General features: G+C 70.7%; 11 protein-coding genes and 1 pseudogene. 9 read left to right on the forward strand and 3 right to left on the reverse strand.

Going from position 1 to position 14,224, the window contains the following annotated elements:
- Window positions 1–40: 40 nt before the first annotated feature.
- Window positions 41–3,562: a ThuA domain-containing protein gene (locus ABZS66_RS41795; RefSeq protein ID WP_354767850.1), complete on the reverse strand. Its 3,522-nt coding sequence runs from the start codon at window positions 3,560–3,562 to the stop codon at window positions 41–43.
- Between the two features lie 501 nt (window positions 3,563–4,063).
- Between ABZS66_RS41795 and ABZS66_RS41800 the strand changes: the two genes are divergently transcribed.
- From ABZS66_RS41800 to ABZS66_RS41820, 5 genes are read left to right on the forward strand one after another with little or no spacing between them, the layout of a single operon-like run.
- Entirely contained in the window at window positions 4,064–5,575 is a 1,512-nt protein-coding gene (locus ABZS66_RS41800) for a sugar ABC transporter ATP-binding protein (RefSeq protein ID WP_354767852.1), read from the forward strand.
- Window positions 5,572–6,558: an ABC transporter permease gene (locus ABZS66_RS41805; RefSeq protein WP_354767854.1), complete on the forward strand. Its 987-nt coding sequence runs from the start codon at window positions 5,572–5,574 to the stop codon at window positions 6,556–6,558. Before ABZS66_RS41800 ends, ABZS66_RS41805 begins: the two co-directional genes overlap by 4 nt.
- Complete coding sequence (locus tag ABZS66_RS41810) at window positions 6,555–7,535, forward strand: ABC transporter permease (protein WP_354767856.1); 981 nt, start codon at window positions 6,555–6,557, stop codon at window positions 7,533–7,535. The genes ABZS66_RS41805 and ABZS66_RS41810 overlap by 4 nt, the downstream gene beginning before the upstream one ends.
- 8 nt (window positions 7,536–7,543) lie before the next feature.
- On the forward strand, window positions 7,544–8,728 hold the full coding sequence (locus ABZS66_RS41815) for an ABC transporter substrate-binding protein (protein ID WP_354767858.1): 1,185 nt from the start codon (window positions 7,544–7,546) through the stop codon (window positions 8,726–8,728).
- A gap of 7 nt (window positions 8,729–8,735) precedes the next feature.
- The gene (locus ABZS66_RS41820) at window positions 8,736–9,614 is read left to right on the forward strand and encodes a sugar phosphate isomerase/epimerase family protein (protein WP_354767860.1); all 879 of its coding nucleotides are present in this window, start codon (window positions 8,736–8,738) and stop codon (window positions 9,612–9,614) included.
- Here the strand turns inward: ABZS66_RS41820 and ABZS66_RS41825 are convergent.
- The gene (locus tag ABZS66_RS41825) at window positions 9,596–10,510 is read right to left on the reverse strand and encodes a hypothetical protein (RefSeq protein WP_354767862.1); all 915 of its coding nucleotides are present in this window, start codon (window positions 10,508–10,510) and stop codon (window positions 9,596–9,598) included. The genes ABZS66_RS41820 and ABZS66_RS41825 overlap by 19 nt on opposite strands.
- 161 nt (window positions 10,511–10,671) lie before the next feature.
- Between ABZS66_RS41825 and ABZS66_RS41830 the strand changes: the two genes are divergently transcribed.
- The 3 genes and pseudogenes from ABZS66_RS41830 to ABZS66_RS41840 all read left to right on the forward strand — a co-directional run.
- The gene (locus tag ABZS66_RS41830) at window positions 10,672–11,631 is read left to right on the forward strand and encodes a hypothetical protein (RefSeq protein WP_354767864.1); all 960 of its coding nucleotides are present in this window, start codon (window positions 10,672–10,674) and stop codon (window positions 11,629–11,631) included.
- Between the two features lie 231 nt (window positions 11,632–11,862).
- Entirely contained in the window at window positions 11,863–12,042 is a 180-nt protein-coding gene (locus ABZS66_RS41835; RefSeq protein ID WP_354767866.1) for a hypothetical protein, read from the forward strand.
- Between the two features lie 20 nt (window positions 12,043–12,062).
- Window positions 12,063–12,218 (forward strand): annotated as a pseudogene (locus ABZS66_RS41840) (transposase); the annotation flags it as partial.
- Between the two features lie 173 nt (window positions 12,219–12,391).
- On the opposite strand, the gene ABZS66_RS41845 reads toward ABZS66_RS41840, so the two are convergent.
- Window positions 12,392–12,763, reverse strand: coding sequence for a hypothetical protein (locus ABZS66_RS41845; protein ID WP_354767868.1), 372 nt, complete (start codon window positions 12,761–12,763; stop codon window positions 12,392–12,394).
- A 415-nt stretch (window positions 12,764–13,178) separates the two neighbouring features.
- Between ABZS66_RS41845 and ABZS66_RS41850 the strand changes: the two genes are divergently transcribed.
- Window positions 13,179–14,153, forward strand: a complete 975-nt coding sequence (locus tag ABZS66_RS41850) for an NAD(P)-dependent alcohol dehydrogenase (RefSeq protein WP_354767869.1) — start codon at window positions 13,179–13,181, stop codon at window positions 14,151–14,153.
- Window positions 14,154–14,224 lie beyond the last annotated feature (71 nt).

Here is a 14,224-nt window from a genome sequence, read left to right on the forward strand (position 1 = left end):
GGGACGCTGGCGACACGGGCAACGACGTCGACTACGGCCACTACGAGGCGGGCGCGCCGTGGCAGGTCCACTGCAGCAGCCGGGCGCCGTCGGCGGTGGAGTTGCCGTTGACGTCGACGCAGAGCCCGCTGTTGACGTTCTTCACGGTGTACACCCCCGCCGTGGCGGTGGGTGTGACGGTGAACTTCTGGTTGTTGGCGTTGGTGCAGGTCCACTGCTGCAGGAACGCGCCCGCGGCGGTGGAGCTGTCGATGACGTCCAGGCACTTGCCGCTGTGGACGGCCCGGAGGTAGACGGCGCCGCCGCCGGCGTCGACCGCCTGCCACTTCTGGTTGTTGCCGCCGGTCGCCGCCCACTGGATGATCTGTGCGGCGTCGGCGGTGGACACGCCGTTGACGTCGACGAGCTTGCCGCTGTGCTGCGCGGTGAGCGTCCACGTCCGCCCGGCCACGCCCGTGTTCGGCGTGCCCACGCCGTTGCCGCCGAACGTGAACGAGTCGAGGTCGAACCAGTTGTTGGCGGTGCCCTTGAACACCATGTACAGCGTGTGGGTGCCGGCCAGCGCCGCGACGTTCACCGCGGGCGTGGACTGGTAGTTGTCCCAGCCGCCGGTGTTGAGCACCGGCGTCGTCGCCAGCAGCGTGCCGGTCGGCGAGTCGGCGCGCAGCTCGATCGTGCCGCCGCCGGTCGGTGACGACAGGCGGTAGCTGACGCTGGTGATGCCGGACAGGCTCGTCGGGTGGAACGCCACCCAGTCGTTGTTGGAGATGTCACCGATGCGTTTGCCGCTCTCGGCGCCGGCCTGGTCGATGATCCGGGTGCCGGACTGGCTGGTGTAGTACTCGGCCTGCTTGTGCTTCGGCTGCAGGATGACGTTGGCGTAGCCGGTGAGCGGTGCCGCGCCACCCGCGCCGCCGTTGTCGGTGTAGTGGGCGTTGAGCACGTAGTACAGGTTCGCGCCGTCCGGGTGCCCGCCGAGCAGGTCGGTGGAGATGGTGCCGGAGCAGCCCGGGTACTCGGTGGTCTCGTGCTGGTGGTCGTCGTGGCCGAGGCCGGGGTTGACGAACACCTTGCTGCAGTCGATCGCCGCGCCGCCGGGGTCGGAGACGCTCACCGTGTACGAGACGAGGTCGCCGAAGTTCAGGAAGCCGCCGTTGGGCGGGATCGTGATGGTCACGACCGGCGCGGTGTTGCCGACCGTGATCTGGACGTTGGCGAAGCCGGTCTTGCCGGTGTTGTCGGTGACCTTGAGCTGGGCGGTGTAGTTGCCGTTGGTGGTATAGGTCTTCGCGGGGTTCGGCGCGGTTGAGGTGGTGCCGTCGCCGAATGTCCACTGGTAGCTGATCGTGTTGCCCGGGTCGGGGTCCACCGAGCCGGCGCTGCTGAACTGCACGTTCAGCGGGGCGTTGCCGTTGGTCGGGGTGCCGGTGGCCTTGGCGATGGGTGAGCGTCCACCTTGGACGTAGTCGATGCGGTACAGGCCGGAGTCGTTGTTACCGCCGCCGAAGTTGGAGCCCCACTCCAGCAGGTACAGCGAGCCGTCGGGGCCGAACTCCATGTCCATCGGCTTGTTGAAGTTGCCGGCGGGCAGGAACGGGTTGGTCCGGGTGACGGCCGTGCTGCCGTCGAAGTGGACCTCCTTGACGTAGTTGCGGGACCACTCGTAGAAGAAGTGGACACCGTCGTAGTACGGCGGGAACTTCGTCGTCGACGGGTTCGCGGCGTTGTAGCGGTACACCGGGCCGCCCATCGGCGCCGCTCCGCCGCTGCCGAGCTCGGGGAAGGTCGGCGAGGCGCCGTAGCCGTACCACAGGTTCGGCGCGACGACGGGCTTGAGGCTGGTCAGGCCGGTGTTGTTGGGCGAGTTGTTGACCGGCGCGGCGCAGTTGAACTTCGCGCCGACCACGCCGGTGTCCGGGTTGAAGGGCGCGTAGGGCTGGTTGTCGCCGTGGCAGAACGGCCAGCCGTAGTTGCCGGCGGTCTTGATGACGTTGAGCTCGACGAGGCCCTCGGGCCCGCGGTTGGTGGTCGGGCCGCCCCGGTCCGGTCCGTAGTCGGCGAGGTAGACCCACCCGTTGGCGGGGTCGATCGAGAAGCGGAACGGGTTGCGGAAGCCCATCGCGTAGACCTCGGCCCGGGTCTGTGCCGTGCCCTGCGGGTAGAGGTTGCCCGTCGGGATGGTGTAGCCGCCGGCGGCCGCCGGGCGGATGCGCAGCAGCTTGCCGCGCAGGTCGTTGGTGTTGCCGGCGGTGCGGGCGGCGTCGAGGTTGGCCTTGCCGGCCCGCCAGTCCAGCGGGGCGTACCCCTGCCAGTTGGTGTCCAGGTTCGGCGGGGTGTCGTCGCCGGTACCGATGTAGAGGTTCCCGTCGGGGCCGAAGGCGAGGTAGCCGCCGGTGTGACCGGGCTCGGGGAACGTGCGGTCGCGGTACGCGGGGATGTCGATGACGACGACCTCGCTGGCGAGGTTCAGCGTGTCGCCGCTGAGCGTGAACCGGGAGACCCGGTTGATGTCGGTCGGGCTCGCGGCGGGGGAGTGGTAGAGGTACACGTAGCCGTTGCCGGCGAAGTTCGGGTCGAGGGCCAGGCCGGTCAGCCCGTCCTCGCCGCCGGTGTAGACGCTCAGGGTGCCGGCGGTGACGGTGCTGTTCGTCGCCGGTTTGAAGATCTTCAGCTGGCCGGCCCGCTGGACGTAGAGCACCCGGCCGTCCGGCGCGACGGCGAGGGCCATCGGGTCGGCGGTGTTGTCGTCGAGGGTGCGCTTCTCGAAGTTGCCCCAGACGGTGCCGCCGCAGTCGCCGGGCGCGTTGCCGGCGGCCCACTGCACGCCGCCGAGGACGTGGTTGCGGAAGTTCGTCTCGCTGTACGACTCGATGGCGTGGCCCATGGCGGTGGTCCACACCCGGCCGCCGCTGACGTTGCGGCACCACGAGATCGGGTGGTCGGCGCCCATCGCGGCGCTGCCCGGGGTGTACGTCCGCTCGTCGGCGGTGACGAGCACGTGGACGTCGCCGCGCGGGTTCTTGTCGAAGTTGTACCACTCCTCGCTGCGGCTCCAGCGGTCCGGGAGGCCGGCCGTCGAGGGGTGCTGCTTGTCGGCGACGATCGCGGTGCCGGGCAGCACGCCGGGGGAGTGCTGCGGCATGTGCGCGCCGGCGTTGACGGTCTGGTCCCACCACGGGTACTCGGCCTCGATGCCCATGTCGGTGGCGTTGTGGACCGCGACGATGCCCTTGCCGGAGGCCAGGAAGCCCTCGACCGCCTGCCGCTGGGCCGCGGTGGTCCAGACCATGCCGGACGTCTGGAACATGATGAGCACGTCGAAGGTCGCCAGGTTGGCGGGGGTGAAGACGTTCGAGTCCTCGCTCTGCACGACCTCGAAGTTGTTGGCGGCCGCCTGCTGCTGGAACATCGCGATCCCGGCGGGGATCGAGTCGTGCCGGTAGCCGGCGGTCTTGGTGAACAGCAGGGCACGGAAAGCGGGGGCCGCCGCCGCTGGGCGCACGAGCGCCAGCGACAGCAGCATCCCCACGATCGTGCCGATGATCAATGTACTGCGACGCATGCCGTCTCCTCTGCCAGGGTGAACGGGGCGTGCGACCGCGGGCGCGCAGCATCGGCACGCGCTTCGAGGGCGTGCGAGGGCGTGCGTTGCACCAGCCGGGTCGTCGTGCCGTCCGCCGCGACGAGCAGTCAGGTCCGCGGGGGGCGTTAACAGAGGGTATTGTCCGACGGTTCAAAAGCCCCCGGGTCGGCGCGCTCAGAGTGCGGGACGGCATCGGGAGATGTCAAGTCTTCGATGATATCGGCCGTGACGTGTGACGATCGGCCGCTCAGGCGGCCCTGGCGGCCAAAATTGATCAATATACATGTTTCGGTTTGATTGCGGGATTGCGCCGCGATTCATCGAAGGTCTACGCTCTCGCCCAAGAACTTTGCTATGAGCTAGCAAAAGTAATCGGCTTTTCGGCGAAAGCTACCCACCGTGCGTCATGGAACGCGCGTGCTCTGTGTGCTTCGCAGGGTCGAACCGTCTCCATGGCTACGCTCTGTAGAGGATTCTGCGATGCCTGGATCTCCGCCGTCGCCGCTGCTCGCCCTGCGGGGCATCGGCAAGTCGTTCCTCGGGGTGCGCGTCCTCGACGGCATCGACCTCGACGTCGCGCCCGGCGAGGTGCACGCCGTCGTCGGCGAGAACGGCGCCGGGAAGTCGACCCTCATGAAGGTCATCTCCGGTGTTTACCCGCCGGACGGCGGCGTGCTCGAGCTCGACGGCACGCCGCGGACGTTCCGCGGTCCGCGTGACGCGCAACAGGCCGGCGTCGGCATCATCCACCAGGAGTTCAACCTGCTGCCGGAGCGCACCGTCGCCGAGAACGTGTACCTCGGCCGGGAGCCCACCCGCCGCGGCCTGGTCGACCGGCGGGCGATGCTCGACGGCACGGCCCGGCTGCTGACCGCCGTCGGCGAGACGTCGTTCCCGCCCGACGCCCGGGTCGGGCAGCTCGGCGTCGCGCAGCAGCAGGTCGTCGAGATCGTCAAGGCGCTCGCGCTCGACGCCCGGCTGCTCATCATGGACGAGCCCACGGCCGCCCTCGCCGACCACGAGGTCGAGCTGCTCTACGCGCTCGTGCGGCGGCTGCAGCAGCAGGGCATCGCGCTGCTGTACGTCTCGCACCGGCTCAAGGAGGTCTTCGACCTGTCGGACCGGATCACGGTGCTCAAGGACGGGCGGCGGGTGACCACTGTGGACACCGCCGCGACCACCGCCGACCAGCTGGTGCGGCACATGGTCGGCCGCGAGCTCACCAGCTACTACCCCGGCCGCGCCGAGGCGGACGACCTCGGCCCCGTCCGGCTCGCCGTCAGCGGCGGCGGCAACCACAAGCTGCGCGACATCGACCTGCTGCTGCGGGCCGGCGAGGTGCTCGGCGTCGGCGGCCTGCAGGGCTCCGGCCGCTCCGCGCTGGCCCGCGCGCTGTTCGGCGCGGCGCCGTTCACGGCCGGGCAGGTCACGCTCGACGGCGCGCCGGTGCGGGTGCGCTCGCCCCGGGCCGCGATGCGGGCCGGCATCGCCTACGTCACCGAGGACCGCAAGGGCGAGGGCATCGTGGCCGGGCAGTCCGTCCTCGACAACGCGCTGCTCGCCGGCCGCGCCGTCTTCCCGGCCTGGGCCGGTCGCGGCGCCCGCACCGTCCGGGTCCGCGAGCTCCTCGCCGCCGTCGAGGTCCGCGCCGCCGGTGAGCATCAGGAGATCCGGTACCTCTCCGGCGGCAACCAGCAGAAGGTCGTCCTCGCCCGGTGGCTCGCGCTGAGCCCGAAGATCCTGCTGTTCGACGAGCCGACCCGCGGCATCGACGTCGGCGCCAAGTCGGCGATCCACGACCTCGTGCGCAAGCTCGCCCGCGACGGCGCCGCCGTGCTCATGGTCTCCTCCGAACTGCCGGAGCTGCTCGGCATGAGCGACCGCATCCTGGTCATGCGCGACGGGCGGATCGCCGGCGAACTGCCCGCCGGCGCCACCGAGGAAGACGTCGTCGCGCTGGCCACCGGCACCGCGCGGGAGGTCTCGCGATGAACTCCGTGCTCAGCCTGCCGGCCAAGCGGCCCGCGGCACCCGGGGTGTTCCTCGCCCTGGCCCTCACCCTCGCGGTCGGCTGGGTCGTCGTCGCCATCGACGGCGGCCAGCTGTTCAACCAGTCGACCACGGTCAGCCTCCTGCACGTCGCGGCGGGCCTCGGCCTCGTCGCCGTCGGGCAGACCCTGGTCATCCTCGGCGGCTCGCTCGACCTGTCGGTCGCCTACGTGATCAGCCTCAGCACCCTCGTCGCCGCGGAGACCATGGCCGGCCGCGACGCCGCCCTGCTGCCCGCGGCCGGTCTCGTGCTCGCCATCGCCGCCGGGATCGGCCTCGTCAACGGGCTGCTGGTGACGAAGCTGCGGATCAACGCCTTCATCGCCACCGTCGGCGTCGGCCTGCTGCTCAAGGGGTACCTCGACAACGGCTACGACGGCCCGGCCGGCAAGACCGCGCCGGGTCTCGTGCAGACCCTCGGGTACCAGCGCATCGGGCCCGTCCCGGTCTCCTTCCTGCTGCTGCTCGCCGTCGCGGCCGCGGCCTGGTTCGCCGTCACCCGCACCCGCTTCGGCCACCACCTGGTCGCCGTCGGCGGCGACCCCGAGGTCGCCCGGCTGTCCGGGGTGCGCAACGACCGGGTGCTCGTCACCGCGCACGTGCTGTGCTCGCTCTGTGCCGGCATCGCCGGCATCTACCTGGCCAGCCGGCTCGGCTCCGGCGCGCCGCGGGTCGGCACCGAGGGCCTCTACGACCTCGAGTCGATCGCCGCCGTGGTGCTCGGCGGGACCGCCCTGGCCGGCGGCCGCGGCGGCGTCGCCGGAACGGTCGGCGGGGTCCTGCTGCTGGCCAGCATCGACGCCATCTTCAACCAGCTCGAGGTCGACGCCTTCTTCAAGCAGGTGATCCGCGGTGTCGTCATCATCGCCGCCGTCGCCATCTACGCGCGTCGCTCGCTCGCCAAGCGCACCAGGAGGACGGCGTGACCACGCAGACCGCCCTGCGCCGGCCGATCGCCCGGGCGCTGCGGCCCGGCAGCGCGCTGCCCATCCTGGGCATCCTCACCGTGCTGCTGGTGCTCGTCGCGTTCCGGCAGCCGGACTTCTTCGACCCGCCGGCCCTGCTGTCCTTCCTCGGCCGCTCGGCGCCGATCATCCTGCTCGCCGCCGGGCAGTACTTCGTCATCGTGGCCGGCGAGTTCGACCTGTCCGTCGGCTCCCTGGTCACCGCGCAGGTCGTCGTCGCGGCCCGGCTCATCGACAGCGACCCGGACCGGACCTGGCCCGTCGTGCTGCTGCTGGTCGCGTTCGGGGTGCTGACCGGCCTCGTCAACGGCCTCGTCACGACATTGCTGCGGGTGCCGTCGTTCATCACCACGCTCGGCATGTTCCTGATCCTCGTCGGCGCCGTCTACCTGTGGTCCGACGGCGCCCCGAAGGGCGGGCTGTCCGAGGAGTTCCGGCAGTTCGGCCGGCGCGCGTTCGACGACGTGCCGGTGCTCGGCCGGGTGCCTTACGCGCTGCTGGTGCTCCTGCCGCTCGCCGCGCTCGCCGTACTGCTGATGCGCTCCGACTTCGGCCGCACCCTGGTCGCCGTCGGCGACAACGCCCGCACCGCCGAGCTGACCGGCGTGCGCGTCTGGCGGACCCGCACGATCGCGTTCGTGCTCAGCGGCGTCGCCGCCGCGGTCGCCGCGATCCTGCTCGGCGGCTACAGCGGCGTGTCCTTCCAGGCCGGCGCCGGGCTGGAGTTCGGCGCGATCACCGCCGTCGTGCTCGGCGGTGTCGTGCTCGGCGGCGGCCGCGGCTCCGTGGCCGGCGCCATGCTCGGCGCGCTCACCCTCGAGACGCTCTTCGCGCTCATGAACTTCTACGGCGTCTCCGGCGCCCTCAAGTCCACCGTTCAGGGCGTGATCATCCTCGCCGCCGTGGCGGTCGCGTCCATGCGGTCCACATCTCGATAAGGAGCAACATGAGAAGGTCCATGGCCGCCGTGGCCGCCTTGACGCTGCTGGCCGTCGCCGGCTGCGCCACCGACGAACCCACCACGAGCGCGTCCGGCAGCGCGTCGCAGGCCGCCGGCTCCGGCACCGGCGAGCAGTCGAAGTTCTTCGTCCAGGCCGACTACGACAATGAGCTCGCGCTGCTGGGCGCCACCGCGACCGGCCCCGCCGACAAGCCCTGGGAGCAGGCGCTCAACCCCAAGCTCGTGGACACCGCGAAGTTCAAGAAGCCCGGGCCGTACAAGATCTGCTTCTCCAACGCCGCGCTGAACAACCCGTGGCGGCAGGTCGGCTACAAGACCATGCAGGCGGAGGTCGAGGCGCAGAAGGCCCAGATCAAGGAGTTCGTCCACGTCGACGCCGAGGGTAAGGACCAGAAGCAGATCGCCGACATCAACGACCTGCTCGGCAAGGGCTGCGACGCGCTCATCGTCTCACCGAACACCACCGCGACCCTGACCCCGGCGGTCGAGGCCGCCTGCGCCAAGGGCCTGCCGGTCATCGTGTTCGACCGCGGTGTCGACACCAAGTGCCCGGTCACGTTCATCAACCCGATCGGCGGCTACGGCTTCGGTCACGTCGGCGCCGAGTTCCTCAGCCAGAAGATCAAGCCGGGCGGCAAGGTCCTCGCGCTGCGCATCCTGCCCGGCGTCGACGTCCTCGAGACCCGCTGGTCCGCGGCGAAGGTGCAGTTCGACAAGGCGAAGGTCAACGTCGTCGGGGTCGAGTTCACCGACGGCGACCCGGCCAAGACCAAGAAGATCGTCAGCGACTACATCCAGCGGTACGGCACCATCGACGGCATCTGGATGGACGCCGGCGCGACCGCCGTGGCCGCCGTCGAGGCCTTCCAGGACGCCGGCAAGGACGTCCCGCCGATCAACGGCGAGGACCAGCTGGACTTCCTGAAGCTGTGGAAGGACAAGAAGCTCACCGCCATCGCGCCCACGTACCCGACCTACCAGTGGCGCACCCCGATCATCGCCGCGCTGAAGATCCTCGGCGGCGAGCAGGTGTCCAGCCCGTGGAAGCTGCCCCAGCCCACGATCACCCAGGACAACCTCGACCAGTACCTCGACGCGTCCATGCCCCCGCTGCACTACGCCATGTGCGGCTGCAAGGACCTGCCCGGATACCCCCAGCGCTGGAAGTAGGCACCGGATGTACGCCATCGGCGTCAACCCGTGGGTGTGGGCCTCACCCGTCGACGACAAGGCCCTCGCCGACCTCGTCCCGCGGATCGCGGACGCCGGTTTCGACACCGTCGAGCTGCCGATCGAGCAGCCCGGCGACTGGGACCCGGCGCGCACCCGCGACCTGCTGGCGGCCCACGGGCTCACCGCTGCCGGTGTCTGCGCGGTCACGCCACCCGGCCGTGACCTCGTGGCCACCGACCCGGCGACGGTCGAGGCGACGGTGGCGTACCTCAAGTGCTGTGTGGACAGTGCGGCGGCTGTCGGCGCCACGTGCGTCGGCGGCCCCGTCTACGCCGCGGTCGGCCGGACCTGGCGGATGACCCACGACGAGCGGGTCGCCTGCTACGCCGAGTTCCGCCGGGCGCTGCTGCCGGTGGCCGAGCACGCCGCCGCGCTCGGGGTCACCATCGGCGTGGAGGCGCTCAACCGCTACGAGACCAGCGTCGTCAACACCGTCGAGCAGACCCTCCAGCTCATCGACGGCCTCCCCGACACCGTCGGCATCATGATCGACACATATCACATGAACATCGAGGAGGCCGACCCCTACACGGCGCTGATCATCGCCGGCCCGTACATCAAGCACGTCCAGGTCAGCGGGACCCAGCGCGGGGCGCCCGGCACCGACCACTTCGACTGGCCCCGGTTCTTCGAGGCACTGGCCGCCACCGGCTACCGGGGCGCGGTCTGCATCGAGTCGTTCACCGCCGACAACGAGACGATCGCGACGGCCGCCTCCATCTGGCGGCCGCTCGCCCCGACCCAGGACAGCCTCGCCCTCGGCGGCCTCGCCTACCTGCGCCGGCTCCTCGACGGCCGGAGCCGTCAGGCCCACTCCCAGTGAAAGCCGACGATCGTGCGCTCCACGTCGGTGAACCGGCAGTGGACCGAGCCCTCGTCGTCGAGCTCGACCGGCTCCTCCTCGGTGATCCGGGCGTGGTCGAGGGCGTCCCAGCGGGCCAGCCAGACCCGGCGCGGTAGCCGGTCCGGGTGGAACGTCACCCAGATCGTGAGGTCCTTGGTGGAGCTGAGGACGCCGCGGCGGAACTCCGGAGGGGGCGCGGTGCGGTAGAAGAAGTTCGTCCGGTACTGCATGAGCGTGCTGTGCCCGCGGTGCAGCGGCTCGTCGAGCAGAATGTCGACGGCGTGCAGCGTCTCGCTGAGCCGGTAGACCTCGCCGACGCTGCCGCCGCGCACGACCTCGACGACCAGTTCGTCGGTGTCGAAGCGGTAGGGCAGCGAGGTCAGGTCGTCGATGCGGGACCGCAGCACCTGGATGGTCTGGTGCTCGGCGGGCCGGCCGTCGGGGCCCAGGGTGTGCCGCTCGTGCAGCGACAGCGACTCGTACGCGGTGGCGTCGACGGCCCGGCCGAGCACGGCCGGCAGGCGGACGTCGTCGTTGATCACCCGCAGGTTCGCCGACCCGCGCAGCAGCCCGGTGAGGCGCTCGGCGTGCCGCGGGCGCACCCGGAACGCGGTGACGAACCGGGTCAGCGTGTCCGCCCCCAGCGCCGTGCCCTCCAGGGCCTGCCGCGTGACCTCGATCGGCGCGAGCGGATCCAGGGGCTCGGACGGCGGGCCGTCGGCCTGGGTTAGGACCCGAGCCACCGCCGCGTAGTCGATCTCCTCCGGGGCGACCGGCCCGGAGAACCGCTGCCACTCCGCCCGGTACTCACCGGACCGGCGCAGCAGCATGCGCAGGTACGCGCCGGTCTGCTTGACCCGGTCGTCGCCCACCATGTGCCGAAACCCCTTCGGTCGTCCGTGTGCCGTTCCCGTGAGCTTAACCAGCCCGCCGCCGCGGCGCATCGCCGCTCACCGCAGGCCCGGCGACCCGAACAGCCGATGTCTGCACGCGAACTGCACGCGTGCGTTCAGCGGCCCACGGCAGGCTGCCGCACGTGTCGTCCACCCGAATCCGCCTGGCCGCGGCGTGCATCCCCCTCGCCGTCGCGGCCGGGTCGGCCGGCTGCGACCGGTCCGCGCCGCCCGCACCCGGGCCGAGCTCGAGCCCGGCAGCGCAGGCGCCGCCGTCGCCCGGCCCGGACCTGCCGCGGCTGCCCGCCGGCCTGGCCTGGTTCAACCCGGACACCGCCGTCGTCGATGTCTATGATCCGGCCGACGGCCACACCCTGTACCAGGCGCAGGTGGCCGGCGCCGGCGACGTCGTCGGCCTGGAGTTCTCGGCGGACGGCCGCTCGGCCGCCGCCACCGGCCACTGCAACCTGCTGGTGTTCCACTGGACGGGGCACGCCTTCGCGAAGGTCGCCGACCACCCCAAACCCGGCGACGGGTGTTACGACGCGCCGCGGTTCCGCGAGGGTCGGTTCTGGACAAGCGACGATGCCCAGCAGCTGTCGATCGACCCCGCGGCGCCGCAGACGCTGCGCCCGGAAGGCCCGCCCGACCCGATGGTGACCGGCAAGGCGACCCTCGCCGACCGCGCCGGCGAGATCGAGATGACGGCCAGCCGGAGCCAGGTCGGCACGATCGTCATCGCGCTGCGCGGCGACGCCGGCCGGTACTTCTACCAGTGCCCGTTCCCGGTCGACGCCACGACGTCGCTGTGCGGCGGCGGCATGAGCGACGGCAGCCTCACCGGCGCTCCCTGGGGCAGCGTGGCGGTCGCCACCGTGGACCTCGCCAAGCGGGTGGTCACGATGCAACAGGTGCTGCCGGCGGCGAAGATGTCGGTCAGCTCGATGGCGATGTCGCCGGACGGCACCGAGATCCTGCTCCAGACCGGCGACGGCTGGGTGCGCGTCGACCGCGCCGGCAAGCAGCCGCCCCGCCCGGTGGCCCGGCGGCTGCCGCCCGAGGACCGGCCGTCGTCGCAGCACCCGGTCCTGACCTGGCTCTGAGGAGCCGACGGCGGTCCGACTGGAGCCACGGCGCAGCGGCGTGCCCGGCCGACGCGGGTCGCCGCCGCACCGGCGAGGACGAAGCGCAGACCCACGAGCGCGGTGCTGTCGCCGACGGCCATCGTCCGCGGGTACCGGCTCGCCCCACCCAGCGCTCGACGTTCTCCGACTGCCTGAACCTGCCGCACCTCGCCCCGGTCATCGCCGGCAGCCTCGCCACTCCTGGCCGGCATGCTGGCGACCAGGCAGCCCGACCCGTACCCGGCGTTGATGGACCCGGACGACATCGTCCCGGACGGCGCCGAGCGGTACTTCATCCTCGGCGACATCCCGATCGAACGCCTCCAGGCGCTGCCGTACGACTATGGCCGCACGTGGATGTGCGGCTACGTTGTGTCTCGCGGATCATGACTTTGATTCGTTGAGCGGGTATGGCTCGTGGAGACCTGAGCGACGCCGAGTGGGCTGTGCTGGAACCGTTGCTTCCGACGCAGGCCGCTCGTGGCGGGCGGTGGCGTGACCACCGGCAGGTCGTCAACGTGATCTGCTGGATTGAGCGCACGGGCTCTGCGTGGCGTGACCTGCCCGCGCCGCCTACCGCAAACGTAACCAGGTCGAGCGTGGGTTCAACCGGCGCAAACACTGGCGCGGCCTGGCCACCCGCTTCGACAAGCTGGCCAGCCACTACCAGGCCACCCTCGACCTCGTCGAGACGTTGGACTGGCTACGCGCCGTACCCGATGGCCGCGAGCAGCGAAGCTCAGCTCCTTCGTCGGCGTTCGATGGCAGCTCGGACGGCCAAGCGCGCCACCGTCAGAAAGACTGACACGCTCGAATCGACGTCGTGCGAACGGGCGGTGGTGAGCGTGGCCCGGACTCCTGCGCCCTCAAATACGGACGACAAGCCTCTGGTGGCCACCTGGCTGTTCAGTTCATCTCGAAGGCCGGACTCGACTGCGGCAGCAAATTCAGCACGAAGCGGGTGAGCCAGGCTGACGAACTCGAACTCGGTTGTCCCGCCCTCGAGCGGCTCGATGTCCACCACGATCTCGGCATAGACCGGCTGCGCCCCGGTGCTGGGCGAAAGACGCATTCGAACACCAAGTATCGCTCCGCTGAACAGGGATGACATGGTGCACTCCCGAAAAGTCGACGACTTTCGGAGCCAGTCTTCACCGAGCGGCGGCACCAGATCACGCACCCCTGTCGCTAGGCCGCACGCCATCGCCAACAGCCAAAGATCCGCGAGACAGAACCTAGGGCTGCAGGCCGTTCCAGGACCACCCCGAAGCTCGTCGGCCAGGTCGCTCAGCGTTGCGGGGCGCTCCACTCCATCGCCACCATCGCGGCACTGAGCTCGGTCGCGAACCCGCGGACCGCCTGCACGACCTGGTCCAGGCGCGGAACCACGCCCCCTCAAGTATCCGCATCGTCCCACCACGCGCCGGGCACGATGCCAGCCAGGCGGCCGTCCACTTCCGGACCCCGGGATCCAGCACCATGCACGCGGGTTGACAGCCCGATCCGTGAGCCGATCCGATGGTTTCATGCAAGCCGTCATCTACACCCGCTACGGAGGGCCTGAGGTCCTGCGTCTGGCGGAGGTGCCCGCGCCGGTCCCGGGCGATCAGGACGTCCTGATCAGGGTGCGGGCGGCCGAGGCGACCAAGTCTGACTGCGAGTTCAGAAGCTTCCGGTTCTCCGTGAAATGGTTCTGGCTGCCGCTGCGGATCGCGGCCGGCATCAGCAGACCGAGACGTCGCATCCTGGGCAGCTACTTCGCCGGCGAGGTGGTGTCAGTGGGTGGGCGTGTCACCCGCTTCGCTCCCGGTGACCAGGTCTACGGCTCGACCGGCGCGCGGCTGGGCACGTACGGCGAATACGTCGTCGTTCCCGAGCGCGCCGCCGTCGGCCCCAAGCCGCGGAACATGACGTTCGTCGAGGCCGCCGCCGTCCCGCTCGGCGGCCTCAACGCGCTGCATTTCATGCGGCGCGCGAGGATCAAGCCCGGGGAGCAGGTACTCATCAACGGGGCCGGCGGCAGCATCGGCGCCCACGCCATCCAGATCGCCCGCTCGATGGGCGCACAGGTCAGCGCGGTCGACCACCCGATCAAGGAGGACCTCGTCCGGCGTCTCGGGGCCGACGAGTTCATCGACTACACCACCGTCGACGTCACGACCACGGGCCGGCGGTTCGATGTCATCTTCGACATGGTCCCGGGGAGCCCGTACCGCCGCCTCATCGCCATGCTCCAACCGGGCGGGCGCTACCTCAACGGCAACCCCCGCCTCTCGGTACTCGTCCGCTCGATGCTCGACAAGACCGTCAGCGCGGCGTTCGCCCCCGAAACCCCGGACGCCCTCGCAACGCTCACCGAGATGATCGAAGCGGGCAAGATCCAATCGATCGTCGACCAGGCCTACCCGATCGCGGAGGCGATCACCGCCCACCGCCGCGTCGAAACCGAGCAGCGGCAGGGCGCCGTCGTGCTCACCACAGCCGAGCCGTCCGCCCGCTGAAGGCTCAGGCTCAAAGGGGCGATCCGACCGATCCGGCGCCCCCAGACCACCGGCAGCGCCGACGCCGCCGA

The sequence above is a fragment of the Dactylosporangium sp. NPDC005572 genome (assembly GCF_040605515.1).
Classification (GTDB): Bacteria; Actinomycetota; Actinomycetes; order Mycobacteriales; family Micromonosporaceae; genus Dactylosporangium.